At 69.2% G+C, this 24065-nt stretch carries 22 protein-coding genes; 5 read left to right on the top strand and 17 right to left on the bottom strand.

Going from position 1 to position 24065, the window contains the following annotated elements:
- Positions 1 to 23 precede the first annotated feature (23 nt).
- From uidA to ABD298_RS00420, 9 genes are all read right to left on the bottom strand, one after another.
- On the bottom strand, positions 24 to 1850 hold the full coding sequence (gene uidA / locus ABD298_RS00460) for a beta-glucuronidase (RefSeq protein ID WP_344297418.1): 1827 nt from the start codon (positions 1848 to 1850) through the stop codon (positions 24 to 26).
- A 188-nt stretch (positions 1851 to 2038) separates the two neighbouring features.
- Entirely contained in the window at positions 2039 to 2566 is a 528-nt protein-coding gene (locus tag ABD298_RS00455; RefSeq protein WP_344297416.1) for a gluconokinase, read from the bottom strand.
- Positions 2563 to 3792, bottom strand: coding sequence for a D-mannonate dehydratase ManD (gene manD, locus ABD298_RS00450; RefSeq protein WP_344297414.1), 1230 nt, complete (start codon positions 3790 to 3792; stop codon positions 2563 to 2565). The genes ABD298_RS00455 and manD overlap by 4 nt, the downstream gene beginning before the upstream one ends.
- 125 nt (positions 3793 to 3917) lie before the next feature.
- A complete protein-coding gene (locus ABD298_RS00445) occupies positions 3918 to 5270 on the bottom strand; it encodes a mannitol dehydrogenase family protein (RefSeq protein ID WP_344297412.1) in 1353 nt (450 codons plus the stop codon).
- Positions 5271 to 5282: 12 nt separating this feature from the next.
- A complete protein-coding gene (gene uxaC / locus ABD298_RS00440) occupies positions 5283 to 6701 on the bottom strand; it encodes a glucuronate isomerase (RefSeq protein WP_344297410.1) in 1419 nt (472 codons plus the stop codon).
- Positions 6702 to 6733: 32 nt separating this feature from the next.
- Positions 6734 to 7597: a sugar phosphate isomerase/epimerase family protein gene (locus ABD298_RS00435; RefSeq protein ID WP_344297408.1), complete on the bottom strand. Its 864-nt coding sequence runs from the start codon at positions 7595 to 7597 to the stop codon at positions 6734 to 6736.
- 2 nt (positions 7598 to 7599) lie between these two features.
- A complete protein-coding gene (locus tag ABD298_RS00430) occupies positions 7600 to 8523 on the bottom strand; it encodes a carbohydrate ABC transporter permease (RefSeq protein WP_208711382.1) in 924 nt (307 codons plus the stop codon).
- Positions 8520 to 9500 carry a carbohydrate ABC transporter permease gene (locus tag ABD298_RS00425; RefSeq protein ID WP_425564267.1) on the bottom strand — a complete coding sequence of 327 codons (981 nt, stop codon included), beginning with the start codon at positions 9498 to 9500 and terminating at the stop codon, positions 8520 to 8522. Before ABD298_RS00425 ends, ABD298_RS00430 begins: the two co-directional genes overlap by 4 nt.
- A 4-nt stretch (positions 9501 to 9504) precedes the next feature.
- A complete protein-coding gene (locus ABD298_RS00420; RefSeq protein ID WP_344297403.1) occupies positions 9505 to 10872 on the bottom strand; it encodes an ABC transporter substrate-binding protein in 1368 nt (455 codons plus the stop codon).
- Between the two features lie 146 nt (positions 10873 to 11018).
- On the opposite strand from ABD298_RS00420, the gene ABD298_RS00415 reads away from it, so the two are divergent.
- Positions 11019 to 12050 carry a LacI family DNA-binding transcriptional regulator gene (locus tag ABD298_RS00415; protein WP_208711379.1) on the top strand — a complete coding sequence of 344 codons (1032 nt, stop codon included), beginning with the start codon at positions 11019 to 11021 and terminating at the stop codon, positions 12048 to 12050.
- A 64-nt stretch (positions 12051 to 12114) separates the two neighbouring features.
- Here the strand turns inward: ABD298_RS00415 and ABD298_RS00410 are convergent, their stop codons facing one another.
- The 8 genes from ABD298_RS00410 to ABD298_RS00375 all read right to left on the bottom strand — a co-directional run bounded on the left by ABD298_RS00410 (position 12115) and on the right by ABD298_RS00375 (position 20452).
- Positions 12115 to 13281: a Gfo/Idh/MocA family protein gene (locus ABD298_RS00410; RefSeq protein ID WP_344297400.1), complete on the bottom strand. Its 1167-nt coding sequence runs from the start codon at positions 13279 to 13281 to the stop codon at positions 12115 to 12117.
- Positions 13282 to 13307: 26 nt separating this feature from the next.
- Positions 13308 to 14168 carry a sugar phosphate isomerase/epimerase family protein gene (locus ABD298_RS00405; RefSeq protein ID WP_344297398.1) on the bottom strand — a complete coding sequence of 287 codons (861 nt, stop codon included), beginning with the start codon at positions 14166 to 14168 and terminating at the stop codon, positions 13308 to 13310.
- 110 nt (positions 14169 to 14278) lie between these two features.
- Positions 14279 to 15349, bottom strand: coding sequence for a Gfo/Idh/MocA family protein (locus ABD298_RS00400; protein ID WP_344297396.1), 1071 nt, complete (start codon positions 15347 to 15349; stop codon positions 14279 to 14281).
- Positions 15350 to 15407: 58 nt separating this feature from the next.
- A complete protein-coding gene (locus ABD298_RS00395) occupies positions 15408 to 16058 on the bottom strand; it encodes a bifunctional 4-hydroxy-2-oxoglutarate aldolase/2-dehydro-3-deoxy-phosphogluconate aldolase (protein WP_344297394.1) in 651 nt (216 codons plus the stop codon).
- Positions 16059 to 16092: 34 nt separating this feature from the next.
- On the bottom strand, positions 16093 to 17238 hold the full coding sequence (gene dgoD, locus ABD298_RS00390) for a galactonate dehydratase (RefSeq protein ID WP_344297392.1): 1146 nt from the start codon (positions 17236 to 17238) through the stop codon (positions 16093 to 16095).
- A gap of 8 nt (positions 17239 to 17246) precedes the next feature.
- The gene (locus ABD298_RS00385) at positions 17247 to 18119 is read right to left on the bottom strand and encodes a carbohydrate ABC transporter permease (RefSeq protein ID WP_344297390.1); all 873 of its coding nucleotides are present in this window, start codon (positions 18117 to 18119) and stop codon (positions 17247 to 17249) included.
- Position 18120: 1 nt separating this feature from the next.
- Complete coding sequence (locus ABD298_RS00380; RefSeq protein WP_255405480.1) at positions 18121 to 19068, bottom strand: carbohydrate ABC transporter permease; 948 nt, start codon at positions 19066 to 19068, stop codon at positions 18121 to 18123.
- A gap of 88 nt (positions 19069 to 19156) precedes the next feature.
- Positions 19157 to 20452 (bottom strand): ABC transporter substrate-binding protein, encoded by a 1296-nt coding sequence (locus ABD298_RS00375; RefSeq protein ID WP_344297386.1) that lies wholly within the window; start codon positions 20450 to 20452, stop codon positions 19157 to 19159.
- A gap of 132 nt (positions 20453 to 20584) precedes the next feature.
- Here ABD298_RS00375 and ABD298_RS00370 point away from each other — a divergent pair, with 132 nt between their 5' ends.
- The 4 genes from ABD298_RS00370 (at position 20585) to ABD298_RS00355 (ending at position 24030) form a co-directional block, all read left to right on the top strand.
- Positions 20585 to 21373 (top strand): FadR/GntR family transcriptional regulator, encoded by a 789-nt coding sequence (locus ABD298_RS00370; protein WP_344297385.1) that lies wholly within the window; start codon positions 20585 to 20587, stop codon positions 21371 to 21373.
- 49 nt (positions 21374 to 21422) lie between these two features.
- A complete protein-coding gene (gene nadE / locus ABD298_RS00365) occupies positions 21423 to 22268 on the top strand; it encodes an ammonia-dependent NAD(+) synthetase (RefSeq protein WP_344297383.1) in 846 nt (281 codons plus the stop codon).
- 78 nt (positions 22269 to 22346) lie between these two features.
- The gene (locus ABD298_RS00360) at positions 22347 to 23159 is read left to right on the top strand and encodes an exodeoxyribonuclease III (protein ID WP_344297381.1); all 813 of its coding nucleotides are present in this window, start codon (positions 22347 to 22349) and stop codon (positions 23157 to 23159) included.
- Positions 23160 to 23202: 43 nt separating this feature from the next.
- Complete coding sequence (locus ABD298_RS00355; RefSeq protein ID WP_344297379.1) at positions 23203 to 24030, top strand: DUF8083 family protein; 828 nt, start codon at positions 23203 to 23205, stop codon at positions 24028 to 24030.
- Positions 24031 to 24065 lie beyond the last annotated feature (35 nt).

The raw sequence follows: 24065 nt of genomic DNA, 5'->3' as shown, positions 1-24065 counted from the left end.
GTCCTTGTCGTGCGCTCCAGGCCTTACTTGGCCTGCGGCTTCCTGTTGGGGATCTCGCTCCAGCGCTTGCGGAGGGTGAAGGCGGCCGTCTTGGGGCGGCGGTCGCGCGTGAAGGCGCCCTTCTTGTTGCCGTCCACGCGCATGGTGCCGTTGGAGGTGGCGAAGTCGGCGAAGTTCCAGACGTGCTCGCCCACCATGGCGCCGATGCGGTCGAACACGCGGTGGTACATGTCGAGGAAGTCCGCCTGGTACTCCTCACTCCACGGTGCATCGTAGAGCGAGTGGAACCCGGCGAGGGTGTCCGCGCCGTACTCGGTCATGATCATGGGCTTGCCGTACTTCGACTCCCACGCGCGCAGCTCGGCTTCGAGGGCCTTCTCTGCGGAGGCGAGGTCTCCGGTGTTGACGTACCAGCCGTAGTACCTGTTGAGCATGATCACGTCGAAGAGGTCCGTGATGATGTCCTTCTCGGCGTTGTCGAACATGACGTTGACGAAGCCGACCGGGCGCGTCGGGTCGAGGTTCCGGGCGAGCTGGGCGAGCGGCGCGAAGTACTCGCGGGCGCCCTCCTCGGAGGACTGCGGTTCGTTGGCGATAGACCAGATGACCACGGAGGGGTGGTTCTTGTCGCGGGCGATGAGCTCCTCGATGACCTGGCGATGGGAGGCTGCGGTCTCGTCGCTGACGAAGTCCGGATCGTAGGTCTTCTTCGCGCCGGTGCCGAAGAACCCGGCGAAGTCGGCGTTGAGGCCGACGGCGGGCGTCTCGTCGATGACGACGATGCCGTGGCGGTCCGCGAAGTCCATGATCTCTTCGGAGTAGGGGTAGTGCGAGGTGCGGAAGGAGTTCGCCCCGATCCACTCCAGCAGCGAGAAGTCGTTGACCATGTGCGCGGCGCTGTAGCCCTTGCCGATCACGGCGTGGTCCTCGTGCATCCCGAAGCCCGTGAAGTAGAACGGCTCGCCGTTGATGAGGAATTCCGACCCGCGGACCTCGACCGTACGGACGCCGAACGGCTGGGTGTAGGAGTCCACGAGCTCGCCCGAGGCATCCACGGCCTCGGCGACGAGGCTGTACAGGTACCCCCTGCCGGGCTGCCAGAGCACGACGTCGGGGATCGCCACAGTGCCCGACGCACCGTCCGCGGTGGCCACCTCGGCGCCAGAGGCGTCGAGCACCCGGACGCGGACGGCGGAGTCGGCGGCAGCGGCGCCGTCGAGCTCGATGCGGTAGTCCACGGTGCCTGACGCGCCGGGCCCGGGCGTTCCCTCGAAGCCGGTCACGACCGTGACGTCCTCCACGCGCACTTGCGGGGTGCTGTAGAGGTGGATGCTGCGGGCCAGGCCCGCGTAGTTGTAGAAGTCGTGCATGTAGGTCTGGGCGCGCTGGCCAGCCTCGGTGACAACGACCTTGCCCGGGGGGATCGTGGCCTGGGTCAGCTCATTGTCCACGGCGACGGTGAGCCGGAACGTGGTCCCGGCCGTGACATGCTCCGTGATCTCGGCCTCGAAGGGGGTGTAGCCGCCCTGGTGCTCGGCGACGAGCGTGCCGTCCACGAACGCCTTAGCCCCATGGGTGGCCGATTCGAAGCGCAGCCAGATGCGCTCGCCGGCCCAGCCGCGCGGGACACGCACCTCGCGCTCGTACCAGACCCAGCCCACGTGGTTGCGCACGGACTTCTCGGCGAAGACGTCGTTGTAGCTGGCCGGAACCGCCATCTCGAGCGCCGTATCCAGCGGGCTGGACTGCCAGCCGTCGCGGAGGCCGACATTCTCGGAGTCCACCCTGAATGCGAACAGGCCGTCGAGGGTCACGAGTTCGCGGGTGGGGCCGTTCTGGGGCTTGAGCATCGCTGCACGTCCTTGGGCGTCGGGATCGGGGTCACATCCAGCGTAGGATCGGCGGCAAGCATGCGGCAATCGTTTGCCAATATTTGCCAACCGTGCCATAGCCACCATCGCCCCCACAGACGTCTGGAGGTCACCTCCTGTGGGTCACGTGATGTGACTCCCAGAAGGTGACCTCCAGAAGGTGACCCCTAGACGGAGGCGCGGAGCCACTCCGCCGCCTCGTGGGCGATCTCGGCGGGCTGCTCGGCGATGTCGTAGACGGCTCCCCGCTCGTCCGGGCCCAGGTCCTCGAGCGTCGCGAGCTGCGACTCCAGGAGCGAGACGGGCATGAAGTGCTCGCTCCGCCGAGCCATGCGCTCTGCGAGCAGTTCGCGGCTGCCGTGCAGGTGCACGAAGGCGACCTCGGGGACCCTCGCCCGGATGATGTCCCGGTAGGAGCGCTTGAGCGCGCTGCAGCCGACCACCGTGGTCCCCTCGCCGGCGGCCAGTCGCTCGGCGACGGCGCGAAGCCACGGTGCGCGGTCGGCGTCGTCCAGCGGGATCCCCGCGGCCATCTTGGCGACGTTGGCCGCCGGGTGGAGGTCGTCGCCGTCGAAGAACTCACCGCCGAGCTCCTTTGCGAGGAGCTCGCCGACGGTGCTCTTGCCCGAGCCGGAGACACCCATGGCGATCACCCGGAACACGGGCTCAGCAGTGCCGGTCACGTCGCGGGTCACCAGTCGTGGACGGTGCCGTCGATGAGGCGGTTGTACGGCAGGTAGGCCTGCTGGTACGGGAACGAGTTGGCCGCCTCCTCGTTGAACTCGACACCGAGACCCGGCTTGTCGCCCGGATGCAGGTAGCCGTCGGTGAACGTCATGGACTGCTCGAAGACGGTGTTGGTCTTCTCGGAGTGCTGCATGTACTCCTGGATCCCGTAGTTGTGGATCGCGAGGCCCACGTGCAGCTGCGCGGCGAATCCGACCGGGGAGATGTCGGTCGGGCCGTGGAAGCCGGACTTGATCTGGTACTGCGCCGCGAAGTCCATGACCTTCTTCAGCGGCGAGATCCCGCCGAAGTGGGTCGAGGCCGCGCGGACGTAGTCGATCAGCTGCTCCTTGATGAGCGTCTGGAAGTCCCACACGGTGTTGAAGATCTCGCCGATGGCGAGCGGCGTCGTCGTGTGCTGGCGGACCAGGCGGAGGGCCTCCTGGTTCTCCGCAGGGGTGCAGTCCTCGAGCCAGAACAGGTCGTAGGGCTCGAGCGCCTTGCCGAGCTTGGCCGCCTGGATGGGGGTCATGCGGTGGTGGCCGTCGTGCAGGAGGGGGATGTCGGGGCCGAACTCGTTGCGGACGGCTTCGAAGACGGTGGGGAGGTGCCGCAGGTACGCACGGGTGTCCCAGTCCTCCTCCTGCGGGTAGGCACCGCGGCCGGCCGGCTCGTAGTCGTAGCGCTCGCCCGAGGACTGCGCCTGGGCGGCGACGCCGTAGACGGCCTTGATGCCCGGAATGGCGGTCTGGACGCGGATCGACTTGTAGCCGAGCTCGAGGTGCTCGCGGATGGAGTCGAAGAGCGAGGGGATGTCGGTGCCCGAGGCGTGGCCGTACGCCCGCAGCCCATTGCGCGACGCTCCCCCGAGGAGCTGGTAGACGGGCAGGCCGGCGACCTTGCCCTTGATGTCCCACAGAGCCATGTCCACGGCGGCGATCGCGGCCATCGTCACCGGGCCGCGGCGCCAGTACGAGGAGCGGTAGAGGAACTGCCACGTGTCCTCGATGCGATGCGGGTCCCGGCCCACGAGCAGCTGGGCGACGTGCTCCTTGAGGTACGCGGCCACGGCGAGCTCGCGCCCGTTGAGCGTCGCATCGCCGATGCCCGTGATGCCCTCGTCGGTGGTGATCTTCAGGGTCACGAAGTTGCGCGTCGGGCTCGTCACGAAGACTTCGGCGGAGACGATCTTCATCGTCGCTTCCTTTCACTGCGGGGGGCTACAGGGCTGCGTCAGCGTCAGCTGCTTCTTCCAGCCTAGAACGGGTGCAACCGTTATGGCAATCGGTTGCAGCAAATTGCCAACTTGGTGCCGCCCTGTCAGGAGCGGGTCAACGAGCCCCGCAGGGCGTCGATGCGGTCCACGACGGGCGAATCGTCGACGAGCTCCGGGGCGACCAGCCCAAGAAGCGCCGCCGTCCGGTCGCGTCCCTCGAGGCCGACGGCAGCGAGGATCTGCTCCTTCAGCGGATCCTGGAAGTCCGCTCCGCTGCTCGCCGAGGCAGCGACGAAGTCCATCCACGCTGCGATCATCCGCGCCGCAGCCACCCCGCTGCGCCCGTCCGCATGCTCCGCGATCAGGACCGGTACCGCGCGCATGCGCAGCTTGGTCGTCCCGTCGGCCGCGATCTGGGCGAGGTGGTGCGCGATCCGCGGATTGGCGAAGCGGTCCAGGAGCGCCTGCCGGTACGCCGGGACGCTCAGCTCGGGGAGGGTCAGGTGCCGCTCGGCCTCGTCCCAGAACGCCTCCATCGCCTGGCGGCACTCTGGATCCGCGAGCGCCTCCGCCACCGTCGCGTGGCCGCGGAGCTGGCCCGCGTAGGCCAGGAGCGAGTGCGCCCCGTTCAGGAGCCACAGCTTCCGGTTCTCGAACGGCTCGATGTCGTCGACGAACTGGGCTCCCGCGTCCTCCCAGCGAGGGCGGCCGGCGGGGAACTCGCCCGAGAGGATCCAGTTCGCGAACGGCTCGGCGACCACCGGGGACTCGTCCCGGTAGCCGCACTGGGCGGCCACCTCGGCGACGTCCTCCGGGGTCGTCCGCGGCGTGATCCTGTCCACGGACGTCCCCACGAAGCTCACATGCTCGCGGACCCAGCCCGCCAGGCCGACGTCGATCCCCTCCGCGATCCGGCACACGGCCGCCTCGGCGACCTCTCCGTTGCCGGCCACGTTGTCGCAGCTCACGACGGCGATCGGCCCGGCTCCCGCGTCCCGCCGTGCCGCGAGGCCGCGCACGAGCCGCCCGAGGGGCGAGTCGGCGTCGTCCTTCTCGTACACAGCCTCGGTGACAGTCAGGGTCACGATCGCGGTGCTGGGCGAGGAGAGGAGTCCGTTGAGCCGGGCGACGTCGCCGCCGTCGACCGCCTCGGCGATCGAGCCGACCACCTCGAACCGGTCGCCGTCGCCCCCGCGCTCGACGAGCGTGTAGAGCCCGTCCTGAGCGGCGAGAGTGACGGCCGCGTCGGGGCGGCGGCCCGTGAACGAGGCGATGCCCCACTCCGCGGCGTCCGAGGCGTGGGCGGTGAACCAGGCTTGGTGCGAGCGGTGGAACGCGCCCAGCCCCAGGTGCACGATCCGCACGGGGGGCGCGGGCACACCCTTGCGGCCGAGCAGCGGAAGCGGCTCCCCGGTCTGGGCCGCACCCTGCGGCGCGGCTGAGGTCTTCTCGGACATGGTCGTACTCCTCTACAGCTTGAAGACGCGGCGCGGTGATCCGTCGACGAGGTCGCGGATGATCTCGTGGGCCCGCGACTCGGTGATGCGGTGCTCGGCCACGAGGCGCGCGAGGAAACTCGCGTCCACGCGGCGGCTCATGTTGTGGCGTGCGGGAATCGAGCAGAACGCGCGGGTGTCGTCGATGAAGCCGGAGGTGCGGGTGAAGCCGGTCGTCTCGGTCACGGCGGAGCGGAACCGCTGGATCGAGTCGGGGGCGTCGAGGAACCACCACGGCGCGCCGACGTACACCGACGGGTAGAACCCGGCGAGCGGGGCGAGCTCCCGGCTGAACACCGTCTCGTCCAGCGTGAACAGGACGAGGTGGAAGCCCTTGGCCGTCCCGAAATCCTGCAGGAGCGGCCGAATGCCCTCGGTGTAGCCGATCGCGAACGGGATGTCGTGGCCGGTGTCCGCCCCGAACTTCTCGAAGGTCGCGGTGTGGTGGTTGCGGAAGGAGCCGGGGTGGACCGTCATGACGAGTCCGTCCTCGACGCTCATGCGGGCCATTTCGTACATCATGTGGCCCTCGAACGCGTCGCGGTCGGCAGCGGTGGCCTCGCCGCGGCGGGCCTTGGCGAACAGTGCCTCGGCCTCGGGGCGTTCGAGCTTGAGGGTAAGCGGCGTGCGGACGCCGTGGTCCGCGGAGACCGCCCCCCGCTCCACGAAGTACCGCCGGCGGTTCTCGAGGGCGCGCAGGTAGCCCGCATAGCCTTCGACGCCGTCGCCCGCCTCCGCGGTGATCCGGTCCACGCGCTCGGCCCACTCGGGATGCGCGATGTTGAGGTACGGGTCGGGGCGGAAGGTCGGCAAGACGCGCCCGGCGAACGTCTCGTCCTTGGCCCGGAGGGTGTGGGCCTCGAGCGAGTCGAGCGGGTCGTCGGTCGTGGCGAGGACCTCGATGCCGAAGTCCTTGAACAGTTGGCGCGGCCGGAACGACGGTTCCGCGAGCTTGCCCGCGATCGCGTCGTAGACGGAGTCCGCGGTGTCCACCCCGAAGGAGTCCACCGTCTCCGCGGACAGGCCGAAGACGTGCTCGAACTCGCTGCGGAGCCAGTAGCCGGAGGCCGTGCCGTCGAAGAGGGGCCACGCCTCGGCGAACTTCCGCCACGCGGTACGGGAGTCGACCTCCGCTGTCCCGCCGACGCGCAGCTGGTCCAGCGGCGTGCCGTTGGCGTGGATGAGGCGGGTGACGTAGTGGTCCGGGCTCACGAGGAGTGCCGTCGGGTCAGGGAACGGCGTGTCCTCGGCGAGCATCTCCGCGGGAACGTGTCCGTGCGGGGAGATGATCGGGAGGTTCTCGACGTCGGCCAGCAGCTCCCGCGCGATCGCGCGGGTGCCCGGGTCGGCGGGGAGCAGGCGGTCCGGGTTGGCCGCGATCGACTCAGTCATGGTGCCTCTTCTTCTCGTGTCGTCGACAGTGGTCAGTTGGCCTCGACGCCCGCGCTCGCGAGGACCTTGGCGAAGGCCCGTGCGGCGACGCCGAACGCGTAGGGCCCACTGAAGCCCCCGAGGGCGAAGCCCTCCGCCAGGTGCGGCTCGAGCGAGGCGAAGCCGGTGTACCCGCTGTCGCGCAGGGCCTCGACGGTGGCGAGCACCTCGCCGTCGCCCTCGCCGGCCGGGACCACGGTGCCGTCGGCGAACAGGGCGTCCTTCACCTGGAGGTAGACCACATGCGGGCGTAGGAGCTCATAGCCCTGCGTGAAGGGCTTGACGCCCACCTGGACGAAGTTCGCCGGGTCCCACGCGAGCTTGAGCGCGGGTGAGTCCACGGCCGTGACGAGGTCATGGACGCGCTCGGGGATGTCCCCGAAGATGTCCTTCTCGTTCTCGTGCACAAGCGTGACGCCCGTGCCCTCGGCACGGCGGGCGAGCGCCGTCATGCGTTCGATGACCGCGTCACGGACCTCCTCGGGGGCTTTGCCCTCGTAGTAGAAGGAGAAGATGCGGATGTAGGGCGCGCCGAGGACCTCGGCGGCGCGGAGGGCCCGCCCGAGGCGCTCGACCTCGTGGTCGACCGGGAGCGCGACGTCGACCTTGCCGATCGGGGAGGCGATCGCGGAGACCTTCAGACCCGCCTCGTCGAGGACGGACTTCAGCTCGGCGAGCTGCTCCTCGGACAGGTCCACGATGTTGGTGCCCCACGCGCTGCGGACCTCGATGTGGCTCGCGCCGAGGGCCCGCATGACGGCCGCCTGGACGCGGGGGTCGGCGTCGATCTCGTCGCCGAAGCCGGAGAGGTCCCAGCGGACGGTGCCGGTCGGTGCGGTGGCGGATGGTTCGGTCACGGTCACTTCACTCCCCCGGCGGTCAGCCCGCCGACTAGATAGCGCTGGAAGAACAGGTACAGGAGCACGACGGGCGCGGCGCACACGAGGGCGCTCGCCATCATCTGGCCGTAGTACGGGACGGCACCGCTCTCGGTGCTCGTGGCGAAGATCTGCAGCGCCACTGCCGCGGTCTGGGTCTCGGGCCGGGTCATGACCGAGGCGAAGAGCACGTCGTTCCACCCGAGCAGGAACGCGAAGATGGCGGAGACGATGATGCCGGGCCAGCTCAGCGGAAGGATGATCTTCGTCAGGATGCCCATGTTGCTCGCGCCGTCGATCCTCGCCGCCTCTTCGAGCTCGCGCGGGAGCCCGCGCAGGTAGGTGACCATGACCCACGTGGAGAACGGCAGCGCGAACGTGAGGTACGTGAGGAAGAGGCCCCAGTAGGTTCCGATGATCTGGATCCCGAGCGCCGTCGCCGCGGAGGCGTACAGGACGAACACCGGGAGCACGAGGAGCGTGCCCGGGATGCTCTGGAGGCCCAGGAGGCCGCGGAGCATCGTGAGCCGCCCCCGGAACTCGTACCGGACCAGTACGTACGCGGTGGCGACGGCGAGCATCGCCGAGACGACGGCCGTGAGGCCCGCGACGATCACCGAGTTCATCAGCCCGTTCGCGAGGCCGACGCTCGTCCAGATCTTCGCGTAGTTCTCCAGGCTGAACGTCTCGGGCCAGAAGTCCCCGCGCGCCACGCTGAGGTCGTTGTTGAGCGAGGCGAGGAACACGTAGAGCATCGGGACGAGGATGAACGCGCACAGGGCGGCGACCACGAACGCGAGCAGCCACGTGGGCAGCAGACGCGTGACCTCGCTCTGCTGGCGCGAACCGGGCCGGTCAACTGTGTGGGGCGCCCCGATGGCGGGGACGTCGAGGGTGGCGCTCACTTGCGGCCTCCGCTCTCGCCGTCGTCGAGCCGGACGGCGCGCAGGTAGATGAACAGGGGGATGGCGATGAGGACCAGCGAGACGACCGCCATCGCGGCTGAGAGCCCAAAGCGGAAGCTCTGGAAGCTCGTCACGTAGGTCAGGATCGGCAGGACCTCGATGTCGTGGGGGGCGGGGATGCCGAAGAGCACGAACGGGAGGGTGAAGTTGTTGATGTGGTGCAGCATCCCGATGAGGAACGCGAGCGAGAGGGGGCCCTTGAGGTAGGGGAAGACCACGTAGCGGAGCTTCTTCCACCACAGCGCGCCATCGAGGGCCGCCGCCTCGTGCACCTCGTGGTCCACGGACTGCAGTCCGGCGAGGGCCAGGAGGTAGATGAACGGCCAGGACGCCCAGATCTGGACGAAGACGAGGGCCCAGTAGGTGTTGGGCCCATTGAGCCACAGGCCCGCCTCGATGCCCACGCCGTGGAGCGCGTTGTCCACCACGCTGCCCGGCTGGAACATCGTCCGCCACACCGTGGCCACCACGAACGTCGGCAGGACGTAGGGGACCAGGAAGATCGAGCGGATGACGGCGCGTCCGCGGAAGGAATTCTGGGTGGCGACGGCGGCCGCGACGCCGAGCGGGACCGTTATGACCATCGCGATGAGGGAGTACGAGAGGCTGAGCCAGACCGAGCGCAGCAGGCCCGACTGCGTGATGGCCTCGATGTAGTTCTCGATGCCGATGAACGGCGCCGAGAGCCACTTGCGCAGCGAATACTGGTCGAGGTCCAGGAGGGACATCCACACGCCGAGGACCATCGGGACGATGATGACGATGGCCATGAGCACCCCGCCCGGGATGAGCATCCAGAGGGGGCGATTGCGGCGCGACAGGCCCTTGCGGGCTGCGGGATCTGGGGCGGGGCCCCTGCCCGTCGCGTGCGCGGCGGGCAGGGGGCGCTTGATGGATTCGGTGGACATGGCGGTCACCCGCTCACTGCTTCCCGGCGCGGTCGAGGGACGACTGCGCCTTGTCCTGGGCGTCCTTGAGGCGCTGGTTCAGCGTGGCCTCGGGCACGTTGCCGGCCGCGAGGTCAGGGACGCTCTGGACGGTGACGTTCAGGAGGGCCAGCTGGATGTCGCCCCACGCGCCGGTGAACGGGGTGGCGAATGACTTCTCAGCGGCTTCGGTGATGGCGGCCATGTGCGGGGCGCTCGAGAGCGACTTAAGGCCCTCGGCGTTGGCGGGGAGATCGCCGAACGTCTTCTGGTAGTTCAGCTGCTCGTCCTTCGAGGTCACCATCTCCATGTAGGCGTAGGCGAGGTCCTTGTTCTTCGAGTAGTCCGCGACCACCATGTTGTCGCCCGAGAGGATCGACGCGGCGGGGGTGCCGCCGTCCTTCGGCGAGGAGTCCCCGGGGGCCGCGACCGGCATGATCGCGTACTCGTACTTGTCCTTGAGCGGGGACTTGTCGAGCGTCGGGATGGAGTTGGACGTGGTCATCGGGAAGAAGGCGGCCTTGCCGGCGGCGAACTCCGCGAGCGCCTGGCTGTTGCTCCAGCCCACGGCCGCGGGGTTGACGACCTTGTCCTTCGTCACCCAGCCGAAGTAGGTCTCATAGGCCTTCTTCATGGCCGGGTCATCGAGCTTGGCCTTGTCGCCGTCGACGATCTTGTTGCCCGCCTGGACCGACATCGCCCACACGAACTTCCACGGGTCGAAGTTGTCCTTGTAGGCGACGGCGAGACCGTACTGGCCCTTCGAGGCGTCAGTGGCCTTCTTGGCCTGCTCGAGGAGCCCGTCCCACGTGGTCGCAGGCTTGTCGATGCCGGCTGCCGCGAGGATGTCCTTGTTGTAGGCCATGACGAACGGGCGTGAGACGAACGGGACGCCGAAGAGCTTCTTGTCGCTCGGCCCCGAGATCCCGAGGGTGGCCTTGTTGAAGCGGTCCTTGCCGCCGATCTTCTTCCATTCGTCGTCGCCGAGCTGCACGAAGGCGCCCGTGGCGACGGCGGTCGGGGTGAAGGTGGTCCCGAGGGAGTAGACGTCCGGGCCTTGGCCGGACACGACCGACGTCTGGATGCGCTGGAGTTCCTCGTTGGCGGAGGTGAAGGTCTCGTACTTCAGGTCCGCGCCAGTCTTGGCCTTGAACTTCGTGGCCATGTCCGAGAACCACTGCTTCTGCTGATCCGGGTAGAGCGTGTTGGTGTTGACGAGGACGCTGAGGGTCTTGCCCTTCCCGTCGACAGCGGCGGGACTCCCGCTGTCCCCCGACGACGACGACCCCGCCCCGCACGCAGCCAGTGCGAGGGCTGCGAGCGTGGCCAGCGAGGCCACCTTGGCTGTGGTTCGGATTCGCATGTGTCTCCTCCTTGAGTACGGTGCGAGCCGTTGGCGACTGTGATCCTGCTCACGGCCCATCGCCACATGCCCTTGAGTCTAGGAACGGAAAATCCGCAACGGCAAGCGATTGCCAAAATTTGCCAGCACCGGTCACAATGGATGCCATGACCGCCTCGTCCGCTCCGCCCGCGTCCTCCGACCCGGAGCGCCTGCCCACGATCCGCGACATCGCTGAGCGCGCCGGCGTCGCGACGTCGACCGTCTCGCGGGCGCTGTCGAACCCCCAGCGGGTCAACGCCCGCACGCGGGAGCGGATCGAGAAGATCGCGGCCGAGCTCCACTACGTCCCAAGCTCCCAGGCCCGCGGGCTCAGCTCGGGGAGGACCGGCGCCATCGCGGTGCTGGTCCCCGACGTGACCAACCCGTTCTACTTCGACATCATCCGGGGCACGCAGAACCAGCTCAAAGCGTCGGGGTACACCCAGCTGCTCGTCGACACCGAGGAGGCGACCGACGTCGAGCTCGAGGCGCTGCGCAGGCTCCGCCGAACGGCGGACGGGATCATCCTCGCGGCGTCGCGCCTCACGGATGCGCAGCTCGCCGAAGCCGCCCGCCAGCAGCCGCTCGTCACGATCAACCGGGCGACGGCGGACGCGCCCACCGTGCTCATCGACACACCGGGCGCCATGGTGCAGGCCCTAGAGCACCTCGCCTCACTGGGCCACAGCAAGGTGACCTACGTGGGCGGCCCTACCAGTTCCTGGTCGACCCACCGGCGGTGGAAGGCCATCGAGGAGGCGGCCTCGCGGCGCGGCATGGAAGTGACGCGGATCGGCCCCTACTCCCCCAAGACGTCGTCCGGCGCGGCTGCTGCCGACGCCGCGCTGCGCACGGGTGCGACCGCGCTCATCGCCTTCAACGACCTCATCGCGATCGGCATGCTCCAGCGCTTCCGTGAGCGCGGCGTGCGCGTTCCCGAGGACGTGAGCATCGTGGGCTGCGACGACATCTTCGGCGCGGACTTCTGCAACCCTCCCCTGACGACGATCGCGTCGCCGATCGAACAGGCGGGCCGCACTGCGGTGTCGATGCTCCTCGCCCAGCTCGACCCGCTCCGCGGCGGCATGCCGCGCAAGCTCGCCGTCATGCCCACGCACCTGCAGATCCGGGCATCGACCGGCCCCGCGAAGGCCTGAGGGATTCGCGGGGCCGGTCGGGCCGGGCCGTCCCGGCTGGCCGGCGGTCAGGCCGGCCTGGCGGTCAGTGCTGCTGGGGGAACTTGCCTTCTTCGGCGATCTTCTTGTTCAGCTCGGCCAGGAACTCGTCCTCGTCGAAGTCCATGGGGACCTCCCTGCCGGTCCACGCCGAGAGGTGGATCGCGTTGGCCAGCCGGACGCCGAGGATGCCGTCGCTTCCCGGCGCGATGAGCGGGGTGCCGTCAAGGATGTTCGCGGCGAAGTTCTCCAGGACGGCCGCGTGCTGGCCGCCCCACGCGGTGTCGAACTCGAGCGTCTCCTGCGTGTAGTACTCGTCCGGGTCGAACTGGTCGCTGGTCATCTTCCAGATCTCCTCGGGCGGGATGCCCGCGCTCACCTCCTGCTCGGAGTGGCGGAAACGGGTGACGACGGCGGTCGTGGAGCCGTCGACGACGATCTTGCCCTTGTCCCCGGAGATCTCGAACCGGTCGGTGCCGACGAGTTCGTGGGTCGCGGTGGTGAAGGTCCCGGTCGCGCCCCCGCCGTAGTCGACGACGGCGACGACCTCGTCCTCGACGTCGATCGCCCGGCGGAAGCCGAAGGCTGCCTTCGCGAAGACCTTCTGCGGCACGCCGCAGATCCACTGCCACAGGTCAAGCTGGTGCGGGGCCTGGTTGACCAGCACGCCTCCGCCCTCGCCGCCCCACGTGGCGCGCCAGGCGCTCTGGTCGTAGTACGCCTGGGGCCGGTACCAGGTGGTGATGATCCAGTTCGTGCGGCGGATCGCGCCGATCTCGCCGGAATCCACGATCTCCTTGAGCCGGCGGTACAGCGGGTTGGTGCGCTGGTTGAACATGATCGCGAACGTCAGCTCGGGCTTCGACGCGGCGAACTCGTTGAGCTCGCGGACCTGCTTCGTGTAGACGCCCGCGGGCTTCTCCACGAGCACGTGGAGGCCCCGCTCGAGCGCCTGGATGCCCATGAACGGGTGGAGGTAATGGGGCACGGTCGTGACGACGGCATCGACCTCGCCGGAGTCGAGCATCGACAGATGGTCCTCGAACAGCGTGACGCCCTGATGCTGCTGGGCGGCGAGCTCGCGCCGGGCGGGGTCGATGTCGGCGATGGCCGTGACCTCGATGTTGCCCACGCGCCCGTCGGCGACGAGCCCCGCGTACTGGCTGCCCTGGTTGCCGAACCCGATGATCCCGAGGCGGACTTTCCTGCTCATGCTGCGTGTCTCCTTGTCGGTACGGATCAGAAGAGGTCGCCGAAGCCGAGGGCGACCAGGTTGTCGTGGGAGGTGGTCAGGGCCTCGAAGACCGTGCGCCCGTAGAGCAGGTCCTGCTCGACCAGGAGGTAGCGGGCGCCGGCGTCGATGGCGGCGGGCACGATCGCGGCGAAGTCGAGGTTCCCCTCGCCCACCTCGGCGAACTGGACGACATCCTTGAAGTGGCTCTGGAAGGCGGCGGAATCGCCGGATTCGTAGGCGGCGATGCCCTCCTTGGACAGGGCGCCGATCCGGTAGTCCTTCAGGTGCACCATCGCCGTGCGGCCAGCGTACTTCTGCAGCGTGCGGACGGGGTCGAGGCCGCCGCGCTGGACCCAGTGGACGTCCACCTCGAGCCCGATGCTGGGGGCCTCCTCGGCCAGGATGTCCATGACGTAGCGGCCGCCCATCCTGGCAAAGTCGACATGGTGGTTGTGGTAGTACAGGGTGACACCGTGGTCCGCGAGCGCCTGAGCGGCCTTCTCCACGCGCTTGGCGTAGTCGACAACGCGCGCCTCGCTGCGCAGCTCGGACATGGGGAGCATGCCGATCCGCAGCATGTCCGTCCCGAGCCGCCTGCAGTCCTCCGCCGCGCGTTCGACATCGGAGGCGAGGGGGTACGGCGTCGCTCCCGCCTCGCCGTCGAGCTGGGCGGAGAGCGCCGCGAACTCGATGCCGAGCTCCCCGCGCGAGCGTTCGAGCTCGGCGACGTTCTCCCGGTCCATCGGGATCTGGGACACCTCCACGGCGCGGTATCCGATGTCCGCGACCTTGCGGAGGGTCTCGAAGGGGCCGATGTCCGCGAAGCTCTCCTTGAGCATCATTGCCTGCACGCCGATCGTGGCCATGGTTCTCCTCAATCGCTCTCACCTGCCGCCACAGTGGCGACGGTCACACGTGCATCCACTCTAGGCGCGGGCAGCAACGCACGGTAAACGTTTGCCAACAGTTGCCGGATTCAGACCCACTCGCCGGGGGGATACGAGCGCGCGTACACGTCCTTGATGAGCCGCAGGGAGGCAGTCGCCGCCTCGGCGCCGATCCAGAAGCGCTCGCCCGCCGCCACAGCCCGGTAGAAGTCGGCGATGAGGAGCTGGTGCGAGGCTCCCCAGTAGCTCCGCTCCCCAGGGAGCACGCCGGTCTCCTCGACCACCTCCACTCGCCCGTCCGCCTGCCGCACGGTGAGGGCGCCTCGGAGGGACAGCTCCGCCCGCTCGGTCTGGATGTCCAGGGTGACGGGCGCGTTGACGGCGTTCGCGTTGGTGGCGAAGAAGACGCTGCGGACGGCGGCGCCGTCGTGCGCGGCATGCTCGAGGAGGATGTCTGCCGTGTCCTCGACCTCGATCACCCCCTGCAGCGCGCGCGTCGAGGCGCGCCCGTCCACCACCTGCGCCGGCCCCACGAGCCACTGGAGGAGGTCGAGGGTGTGGATGGCCTGGTTCATGAGGAGGCCGCCGCCGCTGCCGGACCAGGTGCCGCGCCAGGGGCGGGCCTCGTAGTAGGACGGCGGGCGGTGCCACATGACCGTCGCCTGGGCCCCGAGGATGCGGCCGAGGTTCCCGTCATGCAGAAGCCTGCGCAGGGCCAGCACCGGGGCGTTGTAGCGGTTCTGGAAGCACACCCCGAGCTGCGTGCCCGCGGCCGCCCACGCGCGGTCTGACGCCGAGATGAGCGCCTCGGCATCCCCGAGCGTGTGCGCGACAGGCTTCTCTGTCAGGACGTGCACGCCGGCGGCGAGTGCCTGTTCGGCGAGCGCTGCGTGGTCGCCATGGGGGGTGCAGAGGTGCACGACGTCGGCCGCCCCCTCCGCGAGCAGCTCACCGAGACCCGCGAACGCCGGCACGCCATGGGCCTTGGCCGCCGCCCGGCGGCGCCCCGGGTCGCGGTCGACGACGGCAGCGAGCCTCGCGTGGCCGCCCTCGGCCAGCGCGGCGATCGCTGCGATGTGCTGGGCTGAGATGTCCCCGCACCCGACGACTGCCGAGCGGAGGGAATCGGACGGGGACGGGGGAGGCGCGTCAGTGGGCATGGCACCACGCTAGTGACGCGGAGCACGCGGAGGCAACCGTTTGCCGTACGGTGCCGTGTCAGGCCCCCTCGAGTTCCGCTGCGGCAGCCACGAAGGCCCGGGCCCGCTCGGCGAGCGCCCCCGGGTCGCCGCCCTTGGCGCCGTCGCCCACAAGGGGTCCGCCCGCGCCGATGCCGAGCGCCCCGGCGGCGACGTACTGCGGGAGCTCAGCCAGCCCCATGCCGCCGACCGCCAGGAAGGGGATCTGCGGGAACGGGTCAGCGAGTGCCTTGAGGTACCCCGGTCCCACCGCGGAGGCCGGGAACAGCTTGACCGCAGCCGCGCCCTGGCGCCACGCCTCGTAGGCCTCCGTAGCCGTGAACGCTCCGGCGAGCACCGGGATGCCCCGGTCCACCGCGTGGGCGACGGACGCCGAGACGCTCGGCGTGACGATGAACGACGCGCCGGCGGCAGCGACCACGTCCACGTCCTGCGGGGTCATGACGGTCCCGGCGCCGAGATAGGAGCCTTTGGGAACGCTGGGCGCGACGGCGGCGATCGCCGACGGCGTCTCCGGCGTCGTCATGGCGATCTCCACGAGCCGGATGCCCTCCCGGAAGAGGATGCGGGCGGCGTCGGCGGCGTGCTCGGCGGAGTCCCCGCGCACGACGGCGACGACCCGGCTCGCGCGGACAGCATCCAGGAGCGTGGGGACGTCCAGGGTGGTCATGGGCGCCTTTCGTGGGAGGCCAGGGGGCGGCAGGTCACCATTCGGCGAAGGCCCCGTCCGGGTGCCGCCACACCGGCCCGCGCCAGGCGTGGCCGCGGCGGTCCGCGTCGCGCACGGCGGCCTCGTCGATCTCGAGGCCCAGGCCAGGGCCCGTGAGCCGCTCGATGGATCCGTCCACGAAGCGCAGCGGCGTCTTGTCCAGCACATAGTCCAGGACCTCGGCGCCCTGGTTGTAGTGGATGCCGATGCTCTGCTCCTGGATCAGGTAGTTCGGCGTCGAGAAGCCGACCTGGAGGCAGGCCGCGAGCGCGAGGGGCCCGAGCGGGCAGTGCGGGGCGAGCTGGACGTCGAACGTCTCCGCGAGCGCCGCGATCTTGCGCACCTCGGTGATGCCGCCCGCGTGGCTCAGGTCCGGCTGCGCGACCGCGATCCCCGCCTGCAGCACGGGGAGGAACTCCTGCCGCGAGTACAGCCGCTCCCCCGTCGCCACAGGGATCGTGGTCGACTCGGTGAGCCTGCCGATGAGGTGCGAGTTCTCCGGGACCACGGGTTCTTCGAGGAAGAACGGGTGGAGCTCGTCCAGGAGCGAGGCGACCCGGCGCGCGGTCGCGAGGGTGAAGCGCCCATGGAAGTCGACCGCGACATCGCGGTCCGGGCCGAGCACCTCGCGGGCCGCGGCGACCCGCCGCACCACCCCGTCGAGCTCGGAGACGCTCCCGTGCGGCGACATCTTCCCGGACGCGTTCATCTTGACAGCGGTGAGGCCCACCTCGAGCTGCGCCGCGATCTGGTCCGCGACCTCGTCCGGCTCGTCGCCGCCCACCCAGCCGTAGACCCGGATGCGGTCCCGGACGGGACCCCCGAGGAGCTGGTGGACCGGCGCGTCGAAGTGCTTGCCCGCGATGTCCCACAGGGCCTGGTCAAGTCCCGCGACGGCGCTGGCGAGGATGGGGCCTCCACGGTAGAAGGAGCCCTTGGTGAGCACCTGCCAGTGGTCCTCGATGCGCAGCGGGTCCTCGCCGAGGAGGAGCTCGGAGAGCTGGTCGACGGCGGTGCGGACCGTCTCGGAGCGGCCCTCGCAGGTCGCCTCGCCCCACCCCACGATCCCGGTGTCCGTCTCGAGCCGGACGAAGAGCCAGCGGGGCGGGACGAGGAAGGTCTCGATGCGTGTGATCTTCATGTTCCTCCTCAGCCCTTCGTCGCGCCGGCGGTGAGGCCCGAGACGATGTAGCGCTGGGCGAAGAGCGCGATCACCATGATCGGCAGCGTCACGACGGTGGCGGCCGCCATGAGACCGCCCCAGTCGATGCTCGCGTACGAGACGAAGTCGAAGATCGCCACGGGCAGGGTCTTGGTCTTCGCGCCCGAGAGCACGAGGGCGAACATGAAGTTGTTCCACGAGAAGATGAAGGCGAGGATCCCCGCGGTCGCCATGCCCGCCACGGAGAGCGGCAGGGTGATCCTCCGGAAGGCGCCGATGGGCGTGAGCCCGTCCACCTGGGCCGACTCCTCCAATTCGAGGGGCATCGAGTCGAAGTAGCCCATCATGATGTACACGATGAGCGGCAGGGCCACGAACATGTGGCTGAGGATGAGGACCTCGAACCCGCCGACCATGCGCAGGTTGGAGAACACGTAATACCAGGGCACGAGGAGCGACACGCCCGGGATGACGCGGGCCATGAGCACCACGAGTGCGGAGCGGTGCATCGTGAAGCGGCTCATCGAGTAGGCCGCGGGCACGCCGAGGACGAGCGAGAGGACCGTGGAGACGAACGCGACCCAGAAGCTGTTCGCGACGAAGACGAAGTAGTTGTTGCGCGTGAGGACATTGACGTAGTTCTCGAACGTGGGCTCGAACAGGATCGACTTGGACGGGTCATAGATGTCCACGTTGGTCTTCAGCGACGCCAGGACCATCCACACGAGGGGCAGGATGAGCGCGACCACCGTCGCGATGAGGGCCACGACCCTGAACGTCGGGTACACGCGGGTCGAGGCCGGCTTGCGGCGGCGGGCAGGCGTCGCGCCCGAGGCGGGGAGCGCCGTCGTGCGTGCCATCTCAGGACTCCTTCTTCTTGCGGCCGGTGAGGGCCCACATGACGCCGATGATGAGGAGGAAGAACAGGATCAGCACGGTGGAGGAGACGCCGTACTGGTTGTAGTCGAACGAGAGGCCGTAGGCGTAGACGTTGAGCGTCTCGACCTCGTTGAACGAGCCGCCGCCCTTGCCCTTGGTCGCGTAGAGGATGTCGAAGGTCTTGAGCGCGTCGATGCCGCGCAGGAGGATCGCCACGACCACGGTGGGCATCATGAGCGGCAGGGTGACGAACCAGAACCGCTGCCACGTGCTCGCGCCGTCGATCTTCGCGGCCTCCTGCGGCTCGTCGGAGAGGGACGTGAGGCCCGCGAGGAGGATGAGCGCGACCATCGGCGTCCACTGCCACACGTCGATGAACATCGTGGTCCACAGCGCCGACTCCTGGCCCGCGAGCCACGGCTGGGGTGGGATGCCGAACCAGCCGAGCGCCTGGTTGGCGAAGCCGATGTTCGGGTCGAAGATGAGCCGCCACATCATGCCGACGGCCACCGGAGTCGCCACGAGCGGGAGCAGGACGGCGACGCGGACCCAGCGCTCGCCCCGGAAGGGACGCCACAGCAGGAGTGCGATGCACATGCCGAGGACCACCTCGAACACGAGAACGACCCCGGTGAACAGCACTGTGCGGCCCACGGCCGGCCAGAAGCGGGCGGTGTCAGTTAGGACGGTGAGGTAGTTCTTCAGGCCGACGAAATCGGCCGCCGCCCGCACGGACCCGCGAGCGTCCGTCAGAGACAGGTACGCGGTCCAGACGAGAGGGACGACGATGAGGATGGCCACGAAGGCCATGGCGGGTGCCGCGAAGAGCCACTTGCGGTGGCGGTTGGCCCACGTGGAGAAGGCCGAGGTGGGGCGGGGCCGCAGCGGCGGGGCGTTGGTGAGGTCCGGGTCGATGGTCGTGGAAGCCATGGGTTACCTTGCCAGGGATCGGGCCGGTCAGGCCGGGACGCACGACGGCGGTCGCGCACCCCGGCCTGTTGCCGGCGGATCGGTGCGGCTACTTGTCCGACTCGAGGAACTTCGAGAAGTCGGACTGGGCCTGGTCGGCGGCCTTCGCCGAGTCCGCGCCGGTGATGGCGGCGACGATGGGCGCGCCGACGATCTCGCGGGCCTTGCTCACCGTCACGACCTCGGGCCGGTCGTGGCCGACGCCGTTCTTGGCGCTGACGGTGATCGCGTCCGCGAGGTCCTTCGGGTAGGTCGAGATCCCGTCCGAGCTCGACCAGACGGACGTGCGGGCGCCGGGCACGCCGGCCTTCTGGGTCGCGAGCGTGCGCTCCTTCGAGGTCGCCCACTGCACGAACTTCCACGCGTTGTTCTTGTGCTTGGAGGCATCGTTGATGCCGAGCGCCCAGGACGGGATGTTGTACGGCTTGGAGCCGGCGGGGCCCGCGGGCAGCGGCGCGAAGCCGACCTTGTCTGCGACCTTGGACTTGGCGGGGTCGGTGGCGTTCTTGTAGAGCGAGTCGGCCTCGGTGTAGAACGCGGCCTTGCCCTGGGTGAAGATGGCCATCGCCTCGGGCCAGCTCATGTCGGTGGAGACGTTGGCCGGGCCGGAGTCCTTGATGAGGCCACCGTAGAAGGCGTAGGCCTTCTTGGCCTCGTCCGTGTTGATCGAAGCCTTGCCGTCCTTCATGAAGTCGCCGCCGAAGCTGTACAGGAAGCTCGAGAACTGGGTCACCGCGGTCGACTTGCCCGTACGGGCCACGAAGCCGGCCGTGTCCGGGTTGGAGGCCTTGATCTTGGCCGCGGCGTCCTTGAGCTCGTCCATGGTCTTGGGCACGCTGATGCCGGCGGCCTGGAGGAGGTCCTTGCGGTAGTAGAGCACCTCGCGCTCGGTGATGATCGGCACGCCGACCACCTTGCCGTCAGAGGTCGTCGCCGCGACGGTGTTCTGCTGGAAGTCGTTCCAGTCCCAGGACGAGTCCTTCTTGACGTTGTCCGAGAGGTCGGCGAGGTACTTGTTCTTCGCGAAGAGCTTGCCCTCCTGCAGGGGGCGGTACATCATCACGTCGATGTCCTCGCTGCCCGCGTTGAGCTTGACGTTGTACTGGTCCGAGAGCTGGTCCTCGCCGAGCTGGGTGAGCTCGACCTTGACCCCGGTCTCCTTCTCGAACTCCGGGATGGCCGCCTTGATCTGCTCGGTCCACACGTGGTTGGCCAGCGTGACGCGCAGGGGTCCGGCAGCGTCGCTGCTCTCGTTGCCTCCGCTGCTCCCTGAACCGCAGGCCGCGAGCCCCAGACTCGCGATGGCGGCAACGGCCGCCGCCCTGATGAATGACTGAACCTTCACCGTTGAACTCCAATCTCTCGGATCGCCGTGGCGACCCGCGTCCGACGCCCCTTTACGTCGGATCTCAGCAGCGACACTAAGTTATAAGTAGTACGTATTCAAGAGTTGCCCACGTCACAGTATGATTTCTCCATGGTGCACGCGACGGAGCTGCAGACAGCCTCCACGGACGACGGCGACAGCTCGCCGCCGCCGTCGGGGCCCCTCGTCGCTGTGGCCGCCACCGCATCGCGGCGCCACACCCAGATCCTCGACGCGCTCGGCGCGGGAATCTGCTCCGGCGAGCTCCCGCCGTCGTCCGTCCTGAACTCCGACGAGCTCGAGGCGCAGTTCGGCATCTCGCGGACCCTCGTGCGGGAGGTGCTCCGCGTGCTCTCGTCGCTGGGGCTCGTGGAGGCAAGGCGCCGCGTCGGCACGGTCGTGCTGCCCGAGGAGTCGTGGGACGCCTTCAACCCGCAGGTGATCCGATGGAAGCTCGCCTCCCCGGCCCGGCTGACCCAGCTGCGCGAGCTCACGGAGCTGCGCAACGCGGTCGAGCCGTTCGCCGCGCTGCTGGCCGCCGAGCGCGCCAGCGACGCCGAGCGCGAGGAGATCGTCCGGCTCGCGGCCTCGATGTGGGCGGCGGGGAAGACCGGGCGGCAGCAGGCGTTCCTGGACCTCGACGTCACGTTCCACCACATGGTGCTCGCCGCGAGCGGGAACCGGATGATCGGCAAGCTGCACCTCCTCACCCAGGAGGTCCTTGAAGGACGCGTCCAGTACGGGCTCATGCCACAGCTGCCGGACCACGCCGCGCTCGAGTGGCACATGGACGTCGCGGCGGCGATCCAGCGCGGGGACGGGCCGGCGGCGCGCGCGGGCATGGAGAAGATCGTGGAGCAGTCCCTCGTGGAGATGGCCCACATGTGGGAGGCCACCTGACCCCACGTGCCCGCGTGTCCCGGCACCGAGGCTGGTCTACGCTAGGCCCATGCGCGAACTCCAGGCGAAGATCATCGAGGAGATGGGCGTCAAGCCCGAGATCGACCCGGCCGCGGAAGTGGCGGCCCGCGTCGGATTCCTCAAGGACTACCTCAAGGCCACGGGCACCAAGGGCTTCGTCCTCGGCATCAGCGGAGGCCTCGACTCCTCCCTCGCCGGGCGACTGGCCCAGCTCGCGGTCGACTCGCTCGCGGACGAGGGCGTCGACGCGGACTTCGTCGCCGTCCGGCTGCCCCACGGCGTCCAGCACGACGAGGAGGACGCCCAGGCAGCCCTCGACTTCATCAAGGCCAAGACCGAGTGGACGTTCAACGTGAAGCCTGCGGTGGAAGGGTTCGAGCAGGAGTTCGAGCGGACGTCGGACGACGAGCTGACCGACTTCGTGCGCGGCAACACCAAGGCGCGGGCCCGGATGATCGCCCAGTACATGATCGCCGGCGAGCGGAATCTCCTCGTGATCGGCACGGACCACGGCGCGGAGTCGGTCACCGGCTTCTTCACCAAGTATGGCGACGGCGGCGCGGACATCCTGCCGCTGTTCGGCCTCAACAAGCGCCAGAACCGAGCCCTCCTCCGGCACCTCGGAGCCCCTGAGCGTGTGTCGGAGAAGATTCCGACGGCGGACCTGCTCGACCTGCAGCCTGGCCGGCATGACGAGCACGAGCTCGGCATCACGTATGAGGAGATCGACGACTACCTCGAGGGGCGCGAGGTGTCCGACTCCGCCGCCGAGTCCATCGAGAAGCGCTACCTCCTGACCCGGCACAAGCGCGCCACCCCCGTGACCCGCTTCGACACGTGGTGGCGCGAGGGCGCGACAGCCTGGACGAAGTAGCGATCCTCCACCCTCACATCGCAGCGAGTCGGCACCGCACGGTGCCGACTCGCTGCGGTGATTGATAGCGTGGGCGGCGTGAAGATCGCTACCTGGAACGTCAACTCCCTCCGCGCCCGAGCCGACCGTGTCGAGAACTGGCTCCTGCGCAGCGACGTGGACGTGCTGGCGATCCAGGAGACGAAGTGCAAGGACGAGAACTTCCCCTGGGAGCTCTTCGAGCGCAACGGCTACGAGGTGGCACACTTCGGCGTCAACCAGTGGAACGGTGTCGCGATCGCGTCCCGCGTGGGCCTGACCGACGTCGAGCGGACCTTCCCCGACCAGCCCGTCTTCGGCAAGGGCGGCAAGGACGGCGTGCAGGAGGCGCGCGCCATGGCAGCTACCTGCGCCGGCGTCCGGGTCTGGAGCCTCTACGTCCCCAACGGCCGCGCCCTCGATGACGAGCACATGCCCTACAAGCTCGAGTGGCTCAAGGTCCTGAACGGCCACGCCGCCGAATGGGTCGCGCAGGACCCGGACGCCCAGATCGCCCTCGTGGGCGACTGGAACATCGCGCCCCGGGACGAGGACGTGTGGGACATCGAGCTCTTCCGCACCGAGGGCTACACGCACGTGAGCGAGCCCGAGCGGGACGCATTCCGCGCCTTCGAGGCCAGCGGCTACGAGGACGTGGTGCGGCGCCACACCCCGGGCCCCGGCGTCTACACCTACTGGGACTACACCCAGCTCCGCTTCCCGCGGAAGGAAGGCATGCGCATCGACTTCGTGCTGGCCTCCCCCGCGCTCGCCGCCCGAGTGGTCAACGCGCACATCGACCGCGAGGAGCGGAAGGGCAAGGGCGCCTCCGACCACGCGCCCGTCGTCGTGGAGCTGGCGGAGGGTCCGTGATCTGGCGGCGTCCCGGGACCCGGTTCCGGGCGGGCGGCAGGACATGAGCCCGTACCACGGTCCCCTGTCCTCACACCTGCGGGTCTACGAGCCACTCGAGGCCTTCAGCCCTGAGGAGCGCGCCCGCATGGAGCACAGTCTCGCAGGGCGCGAGCCAGGGCGCCGGGGCCTCGAGACCGCCGAGTCAGAGGCGGCGCTGGGACGCATCATCTCCTCCTCGGGGGATCCCTTCCCGGACGACGACGCGGAGTTCACGCGGACGGTCACGATCGACGGGCGGACCCTCTACTGCCCCTCGCAGCTTGTCCTGCGGGCGGGTCTCGCGGCTGAATCGGTGCTCACGACGGCCCCGACCCCGCTCGCCACGGTGCTGCTGCCGGCCCCGGCCCGCGCCAAGCACCAGGAGCGCGTCGACCGGATCGCCTCCGAGCCCGGCACGCCCCGGATCAACACTCGCGAATCGCTGTGGGGGATACCGTTCAGCTGGTTCGTGCTGTTCCACGAACAGGACGCCACCGAGGTGGTCGAGGAGGACGACCACGTCCAGACCGTCCGGATCACTACGACGTGGGCCAAGGCGCTGCACCGGGCACGCTTCGCGGTGGCTAACCTCGCCCTCGCCGCCCCCGAGATGAACCTCCTCGACGAGCTCACGTCCCTCACGGAATGGCTCGAGGAGTTCCACCCGGACTCGGCAGTCGAGCTCGACTACGGCGCCGTGGCGGACCGGGTCTACCCCGACGAGTCCCCGACCGACGTGCTCCTCGGCATCGAATGCCTCGCCGAGGGCGACATGACCGGCGCCGCAGCGGCCTACCGCCGGCTCGCCTCCCGCTGGATCCCCATTCGCCAGCTCGCCCGCGCCTCCTGACCCGCCGTCCGCAGCGGGACGCACGACGGCGGCGC

The organism is Sinomonas flava, from assembly GCF_039531875.1.
Lineage (GTDB): Bacteria > Actinomycetota > Actinomycetes > Actinomycetales > Micrococcaceae > Sinomonas > Sinomonas flava.
The sequence above is the reverse complement of the archived record's forward strand: the minus strand, read 5'-3'. Positions and strand labels throughout refer to the sequence as shown.

What these genes read in the sequence shown, in the direction of transcription:
- ABD298_RS00395 (WP_344297394.1), bottom strand. Translation starts at nt 16,058, where the DNA reads ATGACCACCCTGGACGTCCCCACGCTCCTGGATGCTGTCCGCGCGAGC.
- ABD298_RS00370 (WP_344297385.1), top strand. Translation starts at nt 20,585, where the DNA reads ATGGTGCACGCGACGGAGCTGCAGACAGCCTCCACGGACGACGGCGAC.
- uidA (WP_344297418.1), bottom strand. Translation starts at nt 1,850, where the DNA reads ATGCTCAAGCCCCAGAACGGCCCCACCCGCGAACTCGTGACCCTCGAC.
- nadE (WP_344297383.1), top strand. Translation starts at nt 21,423, where the DNA reads ATGCGCGAACTCCAGGCGAAGATCATCGAGGAGATGGGCGTCAAGCCC.
- ABD298_RS00380 (WP_255405480.1), bottom strand. Translation starts at nt 19,068, where the DNA reads ATGGCTTCCACGACCATCGACCCGGACCTCACCAACGCCCCGCCGCTG.
- dgoD (WP_344297392.1), bottom strand. Translation starts at nt 17,238, where the DNA reads ATGAAGATCACACGCATCGAGACCTTCCTCGTCCCGCCCCGCTGGCTC.
- ABD298_RS00355 (WP_344297379.1), top strand. Translation starts at nt 23,203, where the DNA reads ATGAGCCCGTACCACGGTCCCCTGTCCTCACACCTGCGGGTCTACGAG.
- manD (WP_344297414.1), bottom strand. Translation starts at nt 3,792, where the DNA reads ATGAAGATCGTCTCCGCCGAAGTCTTCGTGACGAGCCCGACGCGCAAC.
- ABD298_RS00445 (WP_344297412.1), bottom strand. Translation starts at nt 5,270, where the DNA reads ATGTCCGAGAAGACCTCAGCCGCGCCGCAGGGTGCGGCCCAGACCGGG.
- ABD298_RS00405 (WP_344297398.1), bottom strand. Translation starts at nt 14,168, where the DNA reads ATGGCCACGATCGGCGTGCAGGCAATGATGCTCAAGGAGAGCTTCGCG.
- ABD298_RS00420 (WP_344297403.1), bottom strand. Translation starts at nt 10,872, where the DNA reads ATGCGAATCCGAACCACAGCCAAGGTGGCCTCGCTGGCCACGCTCGCA.
- ABD298_RS00410 (WP_344297400.1), bottom strand. Translation starts at nt 13,281, where the DNA reads ATGAGCAGGAAAGTCCGCCTCGGGATCATCGGGTTCGGCAACCAGGGC.
- ABD298_RS00415 (WP_208711379.1), top strand. Translation starts at nt 11,019, where the DNA reads ATGACCGCCTCGTCCGCTCCGCCCGCGTCCTCCGACCCGGAGCGCCTG.
- ABD298_RS00400 (WP_344297396.1), bottom strand. Translation starts at nt 15,349, where the DNA reads ATGCCCACTGACGCGCCTCCCCCGTCCCCGTCCGATTCCCTCCGCTCG.
- ABD298_RS00385 (WP_344297390.1), bottom strand. Translation starts at nt 18,119, where the DNA reads ATGGCACGCACGACGGCGCTCCCCGCCTCGGGCGCGACGCCTGCCCGC.
- uxaC (WP_344297410.1), bottom strand. Translation starts at nt 6,701, where the DNA reads ATGACTGAGTCGATCGCGGCCAACCCGGACCGCCTGCTCCCCGCCGAC.